The sequence below is a fragment of the Nonomuraea sp. NPDC049504 genome (genome assembly GCF_040676845.1).
In the GTDB taxonomy this organism is placed as follows: Bacteria; Actinomycetota; Actinomycetes; order Streptosporangiales; family Streptosporangiaceae; genus Nonomuraea; species Nonomuraea salmonea.
Window position 1 is genome coordinate 213413 of the sequence record NZ_JBFAPT010000020.1, and the last position, 14630, is coordinate 228042.

The window sequence follows — 14630 nt, forward strand, 5'->3', positions numbered from 1 at the left end:
GGGTCAGCGCGCGAACTCGGTCGCGCGCGACTCCCGCACCACGGTGATGCGGATCTGCCCCGGGTACGTCAGCTCCTCCTCCACCTGCTTGGCCACGTCGCGGGCGATCACCTGGGCCTGGATGTCGTCGATGGCGTCGGGCTTGACCATGACCCGGATCTCCCGCCCGGCCTGCATGGCGAACACCTTCTCCACGCCCTCGTACGACTGCGCGATCTCCTCCAGCCGCTCCAGCCGCTTCACATACGCCTCCAGCGACTCCCGCCTGGCGCCGGGGCGGCTGCCGCTGATCGCGTCGGCGGCCTGGGTGAGCACCGCCTCGACCGTACGGACCTCGACCTCGTTGTGGTGCGCCTCGATGGCGTGCACCACGTCCTCCTCCTCGCCGTAACGGCGGGCGATCTCGGCCCCGATCAGCGCGTGGCTGCCCTCGACCTCGTGGGTGAGCGCCTTGCCGATGTCGTGGAGCAGGGCGCAGCGCTTCATCAGCGTCTGGTTCATCTTCAGCTCGGCCGCCATGATGCCGGCGATGTGGGCCGACTCGATGAGGTGCTTGAGCACGTTCTGGCCGTAGGAGGTGCGGTAGCGCAGCTGCCCGAGCAGCAGCGTCAGCTCCGGGTGCATGTCGGTGATGCCCAGCTCGACCAGGGCGTCCTCACCGGCCCGCGCGCACAGGTCCTGGACCTCCTGGCGGCTGCGGTCGTGCGCCTCCTCGATGCGCTGCGGGTGGATGCGGCCGTCGAGCACCAGCTTCTCCAGCGTCAGCCGCGCCGTCTCCCGCCTGACCGGGTCGAAACACGACAGCAGCACCGCTTCTGGCGTGTCGTCGATGATCAGATTGACCCCGGTCGTGGACTCGAACGCGCGGATGTTACGCCCCTCACGCCCGATGATCCGGCCCTTCATCTCGTCGCCCGGCAGGTGCAGCACGCTCACGACCGACTCGGCCGTCTGCTCCGCCGCCAGCCGCTGCACGGCCAGCGTGACGATCTTCGTGGCCCGCTTCTCGCCCTCTTTGCGGGCCTCGCCCTCGATCTCCCTGACGATCAGCGCCGCCTCGCGCTTGGCCTGGTTCTCGATCTCCTTGACCAGCTCGGCCTTGGCCTGCTCCCCGGTCAGCCCGGCCACCCGCTCCAGGATGACCCGGCGTTCGTCCTCGACCCGCAGCAGTTCCTCACGGCGGTCGGCCAGCTCGATCTCCGTCTCGGCCAGCTTCCTGTCGCGCTCGGCCTGCCGCCTGGCCTCCTCGTCCAGCCGCTGCTCCCGCTCGGCCAGCCGGGCCTCCCTGCGCTCGAGGTCGGCGCGCAGCTCCTTGAGCTCGGACTTGAGTATCCGGCTCTCCTCCTCGACCTCGCGCCGCATCTGCGCGGCGCTCTCGGCCGCCGCCTCCGACCTGCGCAGGATGTCCTCGGCGTCGCTCTCCGCCTTGGTGCGGATCTCCCGCGCCTCCTCGCGCGCCTGCTCCAGCTCCTCGTGCACGGTCTCCAGCTGCTCGGGATCCGGCTTACCGGCGCGCGGCACACCGCCGGACGTGCGCCGTACGACGACGAGGAGCGCCCCTATCATGCCGAACGCGAGCACGAGCACCGCCACCATCAGCACCACGACCAGCGGCCCCATGTGCGCCCCGCCCTCCTCGCGTCGTCAAGAACTCATAACGCGGCCACAATGTAGGAGGGGTCACAGGCGCGCCGCGGATCGCCGGGTCGGCATGATCGGGATGATCGCCACGATCGAGATCAAGCCACGATCGACCGGGCGTCGACCGCCAAAGCCGACACCTCGCCTGCCTCGATCAACCAAGCCCATTCGTCCGTCGTTCACCGGTATGGCAATCCGCGCTGCGCGGAGTAACTCCTCACTGCCGTCGAGGTTATGCGTCGAACAGGTCACGAGCAAGCAAACGAGGCATCAAGCGTGTCTTACGTGCGCGCATCTCCCCACCCAACCCCATATCCGCCATTGCCACTGAATTGCCCACCTCACGCCCCCCAGCCGCTTTTGGGCCCCCACCCCGCCACCCCAACACACAAGCCCTGCCGCAGCGGCACAGAAGCCGGCACGGAGCCAGCACGGGGGCGCGGCACGGGGGCGCGGCACGGGGGCGCGGCACGGAGGCGCGGCACGGAGGCGCGGCACGGAGGCGCGGCATAGAAGCCGCACGGAGCCAGCACGGGGCCAGCGCAGAGGCAGCACGGAGGCAGCACGGAGGCGGTGAACCTCAAGCGCGGGGATCCTCCCACCGCGCCAGTGCGTGGGAAGCGCCCGGGGTGCGGGACGGCCGGGGTGTGGGACGGCCGGGGTGTGGGACGGCCGGAGTGCGGGACGCGCCGGGACGCGCCGGGGCTCGGGACGCGATACAGGTTCCTACGAGAAGTCTTCGTCCATCTCGATGCCCTCCTGTTCGAGGGCCTCGCGGATGACGCGGAAGGCGAGGCCGGAGGGGTAGCCCTTGCGGGCCAGCATGCCGGCCAGCCGGCGGGTGCGCTTCTGCGGGTCGAGGGAGCGGGTGGCGGCGAGCTTGCGTTCGACGAGCCGCCGGGCCGTCTCCTCCTCCTGGTCGGGGTCGAGCCGCTCCACGGCCTCACTGACCGTCTCACTGTCCACACCCCGATGGCGCAACTCGGCCGCCAGCGCCCGCTTGGCCAGTCCGCGACCGTGATGACGTGAGTCGACCCAGGCCGCCGCGAACGCCTCGTCATTGATCAGCCCCAGCTCCGAGAACCGGCTGAGCACCGCCTCCGCAGCCTCCTCCGGCACGTCCCGCTTACGCAGGGCCTCCGCGAGCTGAGCGCGGGTCTTGGGCGCCATGGTGAGCAGACGCAGGCAGATGGCCCGAGCCACCGACTCCGGATCCGCCTGGGGTGCAGCGCCGGCCGGGCTGTCGCCATCGGGCCCGTCAGGCAGCCATCCCCGGCCCTGAGCGCCACCCTTACGCGACTTCTTCCCGTACCGGCCCCCCTTGCGCCCCCGCCGCGCAGTCCCCTCACCGAACGCCTCTCCCTCCCCGCTGGAACCCCCGGCTCCCCCGCCGAACGCCCCGCTCTCCCCCTTAGAGCCCCCGGCTCCCGCACCGATCGCCCCACTCTCACCACCGAACGACCCGGCACCCTCACCACCGAACGGCCCCGCACCGTCACCGGCCGCCCCGGTCCCCTCATCACTGAACGGCCCGGCACCCTCATCGGCCGCCCCGGTCCCTCCGCCGAACACTCCAGCGCCGTCGCCGGACGGCCCGGCTTCCGCACCAAACGGCTCCGCGCCTTCATCAGAGGGCCCTGTTGCCGCACCGAAACCGGCGCCACGTTTCCCCCGCGAGGAGCCGCGGCCGCCAAGTGAGTCTCGTCCTCCCCCGTACGCCCCACGCCCCTCATCCGACGAGTCCGGCCTTCCGGTGAGCCAGTCGGGTGCGTCATCGAAGGCGTCTTGTCCGGCACCGGTCGGCCCGGTGTCGGGGGATGGTTGGCTGCGACCCTTGCGGGATCGGCTTCCCGCTGAGGCCCCTGCGGACGGCGTACCGGATCGGTTTCCCGCTGAAGCGCCTGCGGACGGCGTACCGGATCGGCTTGAGCGTGAAGCGCCGCTGCGGCGTGATCGGCCCGGTCGGCCGGAGTCACTCTCTTCTGGAGCGGGGGCGAACCAGCTGGGGCCGGGGAGGACCTCCGCGTGCCATTCGTCACCCGGGCGGCGCTGCGGCGAAGCACCTGGACGGGTGTCGTCGCCGTCCTGCGCCGCTACGGAGCCCTCTTTGTCCTCACGCGCGAAGAAGGGGTGTTGAGCACCGCGAGGCGGCTCTGGTGGGGTGCCGTCATCGGCCGGTGAGAATCCCGCAGTCGGCGGGAGCCCGACGGTCGGCGAGGTGACAACGGCCGGTGGGGTCCAGCTGGTCTCGGAGCCCCACCAGGCGCCGTTTCCACTGACCTCAGCCCGCTCCGCCGCCGAGCCGGCCTCCGCACGCTCGGGGTCGTCGTGGTCCAGGGGCTGCCCGGCAACTCGCGCGGAGCCGGGCCCCGGGGACTGTACGGCAGCTCGCGCGGAGCCGGGCTCCGGGGACTGTACGGCAGCTCGCGCGGAGCCGGGCTCCGGGGGCTGCACGGAAGCTTGCGCGGAGCCGGCCGCAGGTGTCTCGGCGGCGTCCCGGTCAGCCGCCGCTGCCTGAGGCCACGTCTGCCGTGGTGCCACGTCGGGCACGGGTGCATCAGCGATGGGTCGGCCAGACCCTGGCACTGCGGCTTCGGATGGCTCCCCTGCGCGGTCTTCTGTCGTGGCAGTCCCTGGGATGAGGGAAGAGGGAGTGCCTTCCGCTGCCGCCGGTGCAGGTGCAGGTGCGCTTTCGGCCTGCTCCCCTGCCGCTGTGGCCTCAGCAGTGATGCCTTCCGCCGCGACCGGCGCAGGAGCGCCTTCAAGGTGGCCCCCTGCCGTCGTGGTCTCAGGGGTGGCGTCTTTCGCCGCGGTCGGTGCGGAGGTGCCTTTGGGGTGGGCCCCTGCCGCTGTGGTTTCAGGGGTGGTGTCTTCTGCTGGGGTCTTTTTCTCTTCGTCTTCCGCGAGGCTTGCTGTTGGTGTCTCAGGAGAGCCTTCGGCGGGGGGTTCCTGGGCGGCGCGTTCGCGGGTACGTTGGGCGCGCCACTCGGACACCGACGGCCAGCCGTCCGTGGCTGAGCGGGCCAGGTCGCGGCGGCGGGTGGAGGGGTCGGGCCAGGCGCCCCGCTCCGGTGTACGGGGCACCTGTGGCCGGTCGGTGTTGCTCATGCGGCCGACGCTCAGACGTCACCCGGCTTGGGGGTGGACTTGGAGCCGCGGCCCGAGGAGGTGGCGGCCGGAGCAGGGGCAGCGGCGGCGGCCTCGACGGGAGCGTCGAGACGCGGGCCCACGCCCAGCTTGTCCTTGATCTTCTTCTCGATCTCGTTGGCCATGTCGGGGTGGTTGCGCAGGAAGTTACGCGCGTTTTCCTTGCCCTGGCCGAGCTGGTCGCCCTCGTACGTGTACCAGGCGCCGGACTTGCGGACGAAGCCGTGCTCCACACCCATGTCGATGAGGCCGCCCTCGCGGGAGATGCCCACGCCGTAGAGGATGTCGAAGTCGGCGACCCGGAAGGGCGGAGCCATCTTGTTCTTGACGATCTTGACCCGGGTGCGGTTGCCGACCGCCTCCGTGCCGTCCTTGAGGGTCTCGATGCGCCGGATGTCCATGCGGACCGAGGCGTAGAACTTCAGCGCCTTACCACCGGTCGTGGTCTCGGGGCTGCCGAACATGACGCCGATCTTCTCGCGGAGCTGGTTGATGAAGATGGCGGTGGTGCCGGTGCTGCTGAGGGCGCCGGCGATCTTGCGCAGCGCCTGGGACATGAGGCGGGCCTGGAGGCCGACGTGGCTGTCGCCCATCTCGCCCTCGATCTCGGCCTTGGGCACCAGGGCCGCCACCGAGTCGATGACGATGATGTCGACGGCGCCCGACCTGATCAGCATGTCGGCGATCTCGAGCGCCTGCTCACCCGTGTCGGGCTGGGAGACCAGCAGGGCGTCGGTGTCGACCCCGAGCTTCTTGGCGTATTCGGGGTCGAGGGCGTGCTCGGCGTCGATGAACGCGGCGATGCCGCCGGCGCGCTGGGCGTTGGCCACCGCGTGCAGGGCGATCGTCGTCTTACCCGAGGACTCGGGGCCGTAGATCTCCACGATGCGCCCGCGCGGCAGGCCGCCGATGCCAAGGGCGACGTCCAGGGAGATGGACCCGGTGGGGATCACCTCGATGGGAGCTCGGGCGTCGTCGCCCAGCCTCATGACGGAGCCCTTGCCGAACTGCCGCTCGATCTGAGCGAGGGCGGTCTCGAGGGCCTTCTCGCGGTCGTTGATAGCCATGGGAACTCCCCCTGGAGGGTCGTGGTCCGATCAGTCGAGTGAAAGCTACGGCCTGCCACCGACAATTTCTGCCGCAGTCGGGGAAGACGTGGCCCGGCTTGGTCCATCGTAGCCGAACGGCTGTTCGATCACAGCAGGAACACGCAGGTAGCCATTGATCATCGCCATCCCGCGTGCCACAGGGACGCCCGGTGCTCCCCCGTCCCGGGTCGGAGCGAGGCGGGCGTCCTGAAAAGGCCGGCCGGTTCAGCGGTCGGTGACGTCGCGATCACGCGCCGCCGACCGTTCCCCATCACCCTCGCGCGGCGTGTTGGCCGAGGTCTGAGCTGGGGAGACTCACTGCAACGGCGACGCTTGGAGGCGCACGTGGTGAGCGGCTACACCGGGGAACGGCGCGCCCGTCTCGAGGCACTCGCCGCGTTGCTGCCCGCGCACGGCCTCGTCAGCAGGACGGTCGGGGGCGACGATCCTGTGTTGTGGGTGTGGCATCCGCGTACGAGCCGCCAGACCCTCGTCTTCGCCACCCCGGCGAACGACGGATGGCGGTTCCTGTGGTCGCCGCGCGGGCAGGGAACGGCCGACGACCTGGAGGGCACGTGCGCGGCGCTGCGCCGTACGCTCGACGCGCCCAGCGTGGAGTGAGCGTGAAGTGAGCGTGAAGTGAGCGTGAAGTGAGCGCGGTCAGCGGAGCTTCGGCGAGACGTCCTCCACCTGGCAGACCGCCCGCCACACCGTCTTGGCGCTCTCGCCGTCGGCCAGCGCCTGGACGACGGTGCGACCGCCCAGCGGGGCGAGGACATAGTCGCGGGCCCACGACTCGGCGTAGGTCTCGCCGAAATGGGCGTTCATCCGTCTCCAGAACTCGGTCAGGCGCATCACTCAAGTATGGAAGCGCCCCGGGGGTGGGTAGGACAACCGCATGCCAAAGACCCCCAAGTCTTCACCCCCGAAGACCGCCGAGACGAAGGCCAACAGGGCCAGACGCCGTCACCTCTTAGCCCTGCTGCGGCAGGCCGTGAAGAAGGAGAAGGCCGAGCGCGCCGAGCGGCACGCCGGCATCAGGCAGGCGCCGCGGGCGGGCAAGCCGCGCACGCGCAGGGCGTCGCGGCGCTAGTCACATCACCCGCGCGCCGTACATCTCACCGAGATGGTCGGCGAGCAGCTCCAGCCGGGCGCCGTCGGGGTCCCTGAAGTAAATGGAGGCGCCGCTCTCTATCTGGTGCGGCACGCCGGCCATCTCCAGCTTCCCGCGCAGCCGTTCCCACGTGGCGGGGTCGACGGAGATCGCGACGTGGTGCAGCCCGCCGAGCACTTCCTGGTACGGCCCCAGGTCGAGCCCGGGGAAGTCGAAGAAGGCCAGCAGGTTGCCGTTGCCGATGTCGAAGAAGAAGTGGTTGGAGCCCTTGTAGTCGCGATTCTCGAAGATCTCGGTGAGCGGGAACTCCAGGAGCTCCTGGTAGAACTTGATGGTCCGTTCGACGTCGGACGAGAGCAGCGCCATGTGGTGCAGTCCTCGTGCGCTGCTGGAGGGCCGGTGCGCTAACACGTAGCGCTCACGTATTTCCGCACGGCGGGCTTCGATGGCCGCGTAGTCGATGGTCACGGTCGCTGTATGTCCGCCAGGGCGCCCGCTCAACCGTCCCGCCCCGGGGGCGAATGCGTTTTCTGTCGGTGGCGCGAGGCAGTATGTGCTGGTGAGCTCGCTAGCCCAGTTCAGCCAGGTGACCAGGGAATGGTTCGCCGGAGCCTTCCAGGCCCCCACCGCCGCTCAGGAGGGGGCGTGGGAGTCGATCTCGCGTGGCGACAACACGCTGGTCGTGGCGCCGACGGGGTCGGGCAAGACGCTGGCGGCGTTCCTGTGGTCGCTCGACAGGCTGGCGGCCCGCGACCTTGGAGAGCCGCCCGCCATGGAAGACGCGCCGAAGGGCGCGAAAGTGGCGGCGGCGCGAGGGCGCGCGAAAACGACGGAGCACGCGAAGGCGACGCAGCGGGCGAAGGCGACAGAGCAGGCCAAGCCGACAGAGCGGCCGAGGGGCACGCGGGTCGTGTACGTGTCGCCGCTCAAGGCCCTGGCCGTCGACGTCGAGCGCAATCTGCGCGCCCCGCTGGCCGGCCTGAAGCAGACGGCGAGGCGGCTGGGCCTGCCGGTGCCGGACATCTCGGTGGCGATCCGCTCGGGCGACACCCCGGCGGAAGACCGCAGGCGGTTCGCGTCGCGGCCGTCCGACATCCTCATCACCACGCCCGAGTCGCTGTTCCTGCTGCTGACGAGCCAGGCGCGCGAGGCGCTGCGCGGCGTCGAGACGGTGATCGTCGACGAGGTGCACGCGGTCGCGGCCACCAAGCGCGGCGCCCACCTCGCGCTGACGCTCGAGCGGCTCGACGCGCTGCTCGACAAACCGGCGCAGCGGGTGGGGCTGTCGGCGACCGTACGCCCGGTGAGCGAGGTCGCGGCGTTCCTGGGCGGCACGCGCCCCGCCACGGTGGTGCAGCCGCCGTCGGACAAGCGCATCGAGGTCGAGGTCGTCGTCCCCGTCGAGGACATGACGGAGATGGAGGGCCGGCCGAGCCAGGGGGGCGAGGAGGGCGAGGAGTTCGCGCCGGAGCCGGGCAACCGGTCGATCTGGCCCCACGTGGAGGACCGGTTGTTCGACCTGATCGGGTCCCACAGCTCCACGATCGTGTTCGCCAACTCGCGCCGGCTGGCCGAGCGGCTGTGCACCAGGCTCAACGAGCTGGCCTACGAGCGCGAGCACGGCGCCGAGACCATCGACCTGTCGATCTGGGAGACACCCCCCGCGGGCTCCGAGCCGCCCACGCGCATGCCTGCCGACCTGATGGCGCAGGCGGGGGCGAGCAAGGGGGCGGTGACGGAGATCGTCCGCGCCCACCACGGCTCGGTCTCCAAGGAGGAGCGCGCGCAGATCGAGGAGGCGCTGAAGTCGGGCCGGCTGCCCGCCGTGGTCGCCACGTCCAGTCTCGAACTGGGCATCGACATGGGCTCGGTCGACCTGGTCGCGTGCGTGGAGGCGCCGCCGAGCGTGGCCAGCGGCCTGCAGCGCATCGGCCGGGCAGGCCACCAGGTGGGCGCGGTGTCGAAGGGCGTCATCTTCCCCAAATACCGCGGCGATCTTGTACAGACGGCGGTGGTAGCGGAGCGGATGAAGAGCGGCCTCATCGAGGAGCTGCGCTATCCGCGTAATCCGCTCGACGTGCTGGCGCAGCAGATCGTGGCGATGACCGCGCTCGACGAATGGACCGTCGACGAGCTGGAGAGCGTGGTCAAGCGGGCCGCCCCCTACGCGACGCTGCCGCGCAGCGCGCTTGAGGCCACCCTCGACATGCTGGCCGGGCGCTATCCGAGCGAGGAGTTCGCCGAGCTGCGCCCCCGCATCGTCTGGGACCGCGTCACCGGCACCCTCCAGGGGCGGCCTGGCGCGCAGCGGCTGGCGGTCACCAACGGCGGCACGATCCCCGACCGCGGCCTGTTCGGCGTGTTCCTGGTGGGCGAGCGCGCCTCCCGGGTGGGCGAGCTCGACGAGGAGATGGTCTACGAGTCGCGCGTCGGCGACGTGTTCGTGCTGGGCGCGACCTCCTGGCGCATCGAGGACATCACCGCCGACCGGGTGCTGGTCTCGCCGGCGCCGGGGCAGCCGGGCAAGCTGCCGTTCTGGCACGGCGACGCGCCGGGGCGGCCGGCCGAGCTGGGCAAGGCGATCGGGCAGTTCCTGCGCGAACAGGCGAAACAGGACTCCACCGAACGCATGCAGGCGGCCGGGCTCGACGAATACGCCTCGGGCAACCTGCTGGCCTACCTGCGCGAGCAGCGCGAGGCCACCGGCTACGTCCCCGACGACCGCACCCTGCTGGTCGAGCGCTTCCACGACGAGCTGGGCGACTGGCGGGTGGTGATCCACTCCCCCTACGGCGCCCGCGTGCACGCCCCGTGGGCCCTGGCGATCAACCGGCGGCTGCGCGAGCGCTACGGCATCGACGTCCAGGCCGTGCACTCCGACGACGGCATCGTGCTGCGCATCCCCGACACGCTGGCCGAGCCGCCGAGCGACGTCGCGGCCTTCGACGCCGACGAGATCGAGCAGATCGTCACCGAGGAGCTGGGCGGTTCCGCCATGTTCGCCTCCCGGTTCAGGGAGTGCGCGGGCCGTGCGCTGCTGCTGCCGCGCCGCACGCCGGGCCGGCGCAGCCCGCTGTGGCAGCAGCGGCAGCGGGCCGCCCATCTGCTGGGCGTGGCCTCGCAATACGCCTCGTTCCCGATCGTGCTGGAGACCATGCGCGAGTGCCTCCAGGACGTCTTCGACGTGCCCGGGCTGGTGCAGCTCATGCGCGACATAGCCGCCCGCAGGGTGCGGGTGGTGGAGGTGGAGACCTCGCAGGCCTCGCCGTTCGCCGCGGCGCTGCTGTTCCACTACGTGGGCGCGTTCATGTACGAGGGCGACGCTCCGCTCGCCGAACGCCGCGCGCAGGCCCTGGCGCTCGACACCACGCTGCTCGCGGAGTTGCTCGGCCAGGCCGACCTGCGCGAGCTGCTAGACCCCGACGTCATCTCCGACACCGAACGCGAGCTGGCCAGGCTCGACCGGCCGCTGCGCGACGTGGAGGACCTCGCCGACCTGCTGCGCTCCCACGGGCCGCTGCTCGCGCCCGACGTGAGCGTGCGCGGCGGCGATCCGGCCTGGCTGGAGGAGCTCGAGCGGGCCAGGCGGGCGATCAGGGTGCGGGTGGCCGGCGAGGAGCAGTGGGCGGCCATCGAGGACGCCGGCCGCATGCGCGACGCGCTCGGCGTCCCGCCGCCCGTCGGGGTGCCGCACGCGTTCCTGGAGCCGGTGGCCGACCCGCTGGCCGACCTGGTGGCCAGGCACGCCCGCACGCGCGGGCCCTTCCACGCCGGTACGGCCGCCGCCAGGTTCGGGCTCGGCGTGGCCGTGGTGACCGACGCGCTGCGGCGGCTGGCCGCGTCGGGCCGGGTCGTGAACGGGGAGTTCCGGCCCGGCGGGCGGGGCGAGGAGTGGTGCGACGCGGGCGTGCTGCGGATGTTGCGCCGCAGGTCGCTGGCCCGGCTGCGTAAAGAGGTGGAGCCGGTCGCGCCCGAGACGCTCGCCAGGTTCCTGCCCGCCTGGCACGGCATCACCGCCGCCGAGGTCTCTCCTGGCGCGATCGGGTCGGCTCGTGCGATGGACGCGCTCGTACGCTCCATCGAACAACTCCAGGGCGCCGCCGTCCCGGCCTCCGCGCTGGAGACGCTGGTGCTGCCGTCGCGGGTGCCCGGCTACCATCCGGCGCTGCTCGACGAGCTGACCTCGTCGGGCGACCTGATGTGGGCCGGTCAGGGGTCGCTGCCCGGCGGCGACGGCTGGGTGTCCCTCTACTTCGCCGACACCGCGCCGCTGCTGATGCCCGAGCCCGCCGAGATCACCATGACGCCGATCCACGAGCGGATTCTCGAGCTGCTCGGCGGGGGCGGCGCGCTGTTCTTCCGCGGCATCTCCGACCAGCTCGGCTCGCTCGACGACGCCACGCTCGTGTCCGCTCTGTGGGATCTCGTGTGGGCCGGGCGCGTCTCGGGTGACACGCTGGCGCCGCTGCGGGCCACGCTCGGCACCGGGCGGCCCGCCCACCGGCCCGCCACCACGCGGCGGCGCCGGGCCGTGCTGCCGAGCCGCAGCGGGCCGCCGACCGTGGCAGGGCGGTGGTGGCTGCTGCCCGAGCCGGCCGCCGACGCCACGCAACGGGCGCACGCCCAGGCCGAGGTCCTGCTCGAGCGGCATGGTGTGGTGACGCGGGGGGCGGTGACCTCCGAACGGCTGCCCGGCGGGTTCACGCCCGTCTACCAGGTGTTGCGGGCGTACGAGGAGAGCGGGCGGTGCCGGCGCGGCTACTTCGTCGAGGGGCTCGGCGGCGCCCAGTTCGCGCTGCCCGGCGCGGTCGACCGCATGCGCGCCATGTCCCCCGGCGCCGCTCCGCCCCCTGACCCGGGCTTCAGCACCACGGCACCCGGCGACGTGCCCGGCTTCGGGGGGCGGTCGGCCAGGGGCGCGGATGGTGGTTCAGGAGGGTCGGGGCGGCGGGCCGTGGTGCTGGCGGCGGCCGACCCGGCCAGCCCGTACGGCGCCGCGCTGCCCTGGCCGCAGCATCCCGGCGAGGTCGGTCACAAGCCGGGCAGGAAGGCCGGTTCGCTGGTCGTGCTCGTGGACGGGCACCTGGTGCTCTATGTCGAGCGCGGCGGCAAGACGCTGCTGTCGTTCACCGACGGCGACCGGCTGCGGCCGGCGGTCGACGCGCTGGCTCTGGCCGTACGCGACGGCGTTCTGGGCAAGCTGACCGTCGAACGCGCCGACGGCGCCAGCATCGTCGACTCCCCGCTGGCGGCGGCCCTGGAAGCAGCCGGCTTCCACCCCACCCCCCGCGGCCTGCGCCTGCGCGCCTGACCACACCGCTCCGGGGGCGAGCGACCCTGCCACGCACGCCTGGCCCCCGCCGCTGACGTGTTCTGGGCACGGACAGAGCGGTTGCGAGAGGAACATCACGGATGGCCTGCGAGCGTGGTGCGGGCTCCCCGTCTTTATCGATTCTGCTGTCCCGATATGGGGCTGAAGTGATAAATGATGGGGATTCGATGATCACGGTTACGCGGCGTTGATCTGAGGGCAGCGATGACATCTCAAGAGCATTGGCGGTTGCTGGAGCAGCTCGTGAAGGAGGTCAATCAGCAGGCCGAGCAGCTCAAACAGGCGCAGGAGAAGATGCGCGACCTGACGGCGACCGCCAAGTCCCGTGACGGCATGGTCACCGTCACCGTCGGCCCTCGAGGCGATGTGCAGGCCATCGAGCTCGACCCGCGGGTCTACCGCAAGCTGTCACCGTCGGAGCTGTCCGACTCCATCATGGCCCAGATCAAGGACGCCACCCGGCAGGTGTCCGGCGAGCTGCGGGAGCTGATGGAGCCCTTCACCCCCACTCTCCCCTTCGAGGACCTGTTCGGGCCCGAGGCCGGCGCCGATCTGTTCTTCCCGGGTTCTGACCTGCCGCGGACGGAGAAGAAGTAGATGCCGCTCGATCCGAACCTGGTGCCCGACATCGTCAAGCCGCTGGCCAAGCCGCTGACGGGCGGGGCGGTCCCCGAGGCCGACGTGCCCACCCTGATCAGCGAGTCGAAAGCGCTGAACGCGCTGGCCGACGCGCTGGAGGAGATGAAGTCCGAGGACGCCGGCGCCATCATGCGGATGCTGCGCGAGGAGCTGTGGCAGGGGCCGGCCAAGGAGAACTTCCAGCAGGTCTTCAGCGCGCTCAGCGGCAAGGAGGACCTCGCCGACGGTGAGGGCACGCCCGAGGCGCTGGTGGATCTGCTGGTGGAGGCGCTGCGGGCCGAGGCCAGGTCGCTGCACGACCACGGCGTGCGCATGCAGCACACCGAATGGATGATCTACGCGGCGCTGGCCCTGCTCGCCGCGATGATCATCCGGCTGCTGGCCTGGATCTACGTCAACGGGCCCGCCGTGATGGCCGCGATCCAGACCCGCACGTTGATGACCAAGGTGCACATCGAGACACTCAAGCGGCTGGTGCTGAGCAACATGCTCAAGTTCGGCGCCCTGATGGGCGGGCTGGACCTGAGCGTGCAGCTGGCCCAGCACATCGACGCCATCGGAGGGGTACGCGAGACGGGCGAGTTCGACCTGGCCTCGCTGGCCATGTCGACCGGCAGCGGCGCGCTGACCGGCGCCCTGTTCGGCGCCGGGAACGCGGCCCTGTCGCGGCTGCTCAGCCGCGAGATGGTCTACGTCGCCTCCGCCGCCGAGCTGGGCGTGCGCGACAAGCTGGCGGCCCTGGGACAGGGCATCTACGGCCAGGCCCTGATGGGCGGCCTGGCCGGCACCGCCGGCTCCGTACCCGGCCTGGCCCTCAGCGGCCAGCTCGACGCCGACCACCTGAAGTACACCTTCCTGTCCGGCGTCGCCGGCGGCCTGGACATCCCCGCCGGCGCCCGCGTCAGCTACCTCCCCCGCTTCGACACCGCCGGCGAACTCACCACCGGTCCCTCACCCGCTCCCCCCTCAGCCCCCAACCCCGGCCCGACCCCCTCCCCCGCCACCGGCCTCACCAGCGGACCCTCCGCAAGCAGCTCGGCCTCTCCCGGGGGCGGGGCGCATCAGCCGGCCGCAACCCACGCAGGCGCCGGCAGCGCGACCGGCGTCCGTGACGGCGGCACCAGCCTCGCCGGCCACACCCCCGCCGACGCCGGCGGCGTTCACACCGCGAGCAACAGCGCGGGCACGACCGCGACCGGCGGCGGCCACGTCGTGATCCACCAAGCCGCCGAACCGACCCTCGCCACACCACCACCCCACCGCGGCGACACCATCGTGGGCGAGGTCGTCGCCCGCCGCGACACCCTCCTGCCCGCCAGCACGAACACGGCCGCGACCCCCACCACCTCGAACGCAGCCGGAACCGCAACCCCCGCCGTCCGGCCCCCAGCCCACACCCCAGCCCCAGTCCACACCCCAGCCCCAGTCCACACCCCGGGCCCGGCCCACCCCCTCGCCGACCCCGCGCCCCTCAACCGCGCCCTCCCGGCCGAGCGCCCCGCCTCCCCCGCCGCCGTGCCCGCCGAGCGGGGAGCGTCGCACGCCATCGCGCCCGCGGGCCAAGGCCCGGCGAACGCGGTCGCCAGCACGCGCGACACCGCCGCCACCCCCGGCGCCCTGCCCGCCAGTTCGGCGCTGCCCGCCACCGTCCCGGCCGTCGCCGCGGCCG

The 14630-nt window shown here is 71.9% G+C and carries 10 protein-coding genes and 1 pseudogene; 6 read left to right on the forward strand and 5 right to left on the reverse strand.

Translation table 11 applies throughout. The features are described 5' to 3' along the window. Window positions 1-3 precede the first annotated feature (3 nt). Together rny and recX are read right to left on the reverse strand one after the other, a co-directional pair. Window positions 4-1620, reverse strand: coding sequence for a ribonuclease Y (gene rny, locus AB0K28_RS33490; RefSeq protein WP_345398901.1), 1617 nt, complete (start codon window positions 1618-1620; stop codon window positions 4-6). Between the two features lie 747 nt (window positions 1621-2367). After that, the gene (gene recX, locus AB0K28_RS33495; RefSeq protein ID WP_364377833.1) at window positions 2368-3213 is read right to left on the reverse strand and encodes a recombination regulator RecX; all 846 of its coding nucleotides are present in this window, start codon (window positions 3211-3213) and stop codon (window positions 2368-2370) included. Window positions 3214-3666: 453 nt separating this feature from the next. Here recX and AB0K28_RS33500 point away from each other — a divergent pair, with 453 nt between their 5' ends. Continuing rightward, window positions 3667-3822: a hypothetical protein gene (locus tag AB0K28_RS33500; protein ID WP_364377835.1), complete on the forward strand. Its 156-nt coding sequence runs from the start codon at window positions 3667-3669 to the stop codon at window positions 3820-3822. A gap of 938 nt (window positions 3823-4760) precedes the next feature. Here the strand turns inward: AB0K28_RS33500 and recA are convergent. Beyond that, window positions 4761-5855 (reverse strand): recombinase RecA, encoded by a 1095-nt coding sequence (gene recA, locus AB0K28_RS33505; RefSeq protein WP_345398898.1) that lies wholly within the window; start codon window positions 5853-5855, stop codon window positions 4761-4763. 369 nt (window positions 5856-6224) lie between these two features. Between recA and AB0K28_RS33510 the strand changes: the two genes are divergently transcribed. Next, complete coding sequence (locus tag AB0K28_RS33510; RefSeq protein ID WP_364377837.1) at window positions 6225-6497, forward strand: hypothetical protein; 273 nt, start codon at window positions 6225-6227, stop codon at window positions 6495-6497. A gap of 39 nt (window positions 6498-6536) precedes the next feature. Here the strand turns inward: AB0K28_RS33510 and AB0K28_RS33515 are convergent, their stop codons facing one another. Next, window positions 6537-6731 carry a DUF3046 domain-containing protein gene (locus AB0K28_RS33515; protein WP_111184544.1) on the reverse strand — a complete coding sequence of 65 codons (195 nt, stop codon included), beginning with the start codon at window positions 6729-6731 and terminating at the stop codon, window positions 6537-6539. A gap of 43 nt (window positions 6732-6774) precedes the next feature. Between AB0K28_RS33515 and AB0K28_RS33520 the strand changes: the two genes are divergently transcribed. Further along, window positions 6775-6969, forward strand: coding sequence for a hypothetical protein (locus AB0K28_RS33520; protein ID WP_364377840.1), 195 nt, complete (start codon window positions 6775-6777; stop codon window positions 6967-6969). On the opposite strand, the gene AB0K28_RS33525 is transcribed toward AB0K28_RS33520, so the two are convergent. Then, window positions 6970-7458, reverse strand: a complete 489-nt coding sequence (locus tag AB0K28_RS33525) for a VOC family protein (RefSeq protein WP_345398886.1) — start codon at window positions 7456-7458, stop codon at window positions 6970-6972. A 91-nt stretch (window positions 7459-7549) separates the two neighbouring features. Here AB0K28_RS33525 and AB0K28_RS33530 point away from each other — a divergent pair, with 91 nt between their 5' ends. The 3 genes and pseudogenes from AB0K28_RS33530 to AB0K28_RS33540 all read left to right on the forward strand — a co-directional run. Continuing rightward, the gene (locus AB0K28_RS33530; RefSeq protein WP_364377842.1) at window positions 7550-12301 is read left to right on the forward strand and encodes an ATP-dependent helicase; all 4752 of its coding nucleotides are present in this window, start codon (window positions 7550-7552) and stop codon (window positions 12299-12301) included. 249 nt (window positions 12302-12550) lie between these two features. Further along, complete coding sequence (locus AB0K28_RS33535) at window positions 12551-12919, forward strand: YbaB/EbfC family nucleoid-associated protein (RefSeq protein ID WP_364377844.1); 369 nt, start codon at window positions 12551-12553, stop codon at window positions 12917-12919. Further along, window positions 12920-14630, forward strand: a pseudogene (locus AB0K28_RS33540) (hypothetical protein); the annotation flags it as partial.

Bases quoted from the DNA above. Each gene is read 5' to 3' on its own strand.
- AB0K28_RS33520 (WP_364377840.1), top strand. From the start codon at position 6,775: ATGCCAAAGACCCCCAAGTCTTCACCCCCGAAGACCGCCGAGACGAAG.
- recA (WP_345398898.1), bottom strand. From the start codon at position 5,855: ATGGCTATCAACGACCGCGAGAAGGCCCTCGAGACCGCCCTCGCTCAG.
- rny (WP_345398901.1), bottom strand. From the start codon at position 1,620: ATGGGGCCGCTGGTCGTGGTGCTGATGGTGGCGGTGCTCGTGCTCGCG.
- AB0K28_RS33515 (WP_111184544.1), bottom strand. From the start codon at position 6,731: ATGCGCCTGACCGAGTTCTGGAGACGGATGAACGCCCATTTCGGCGAG.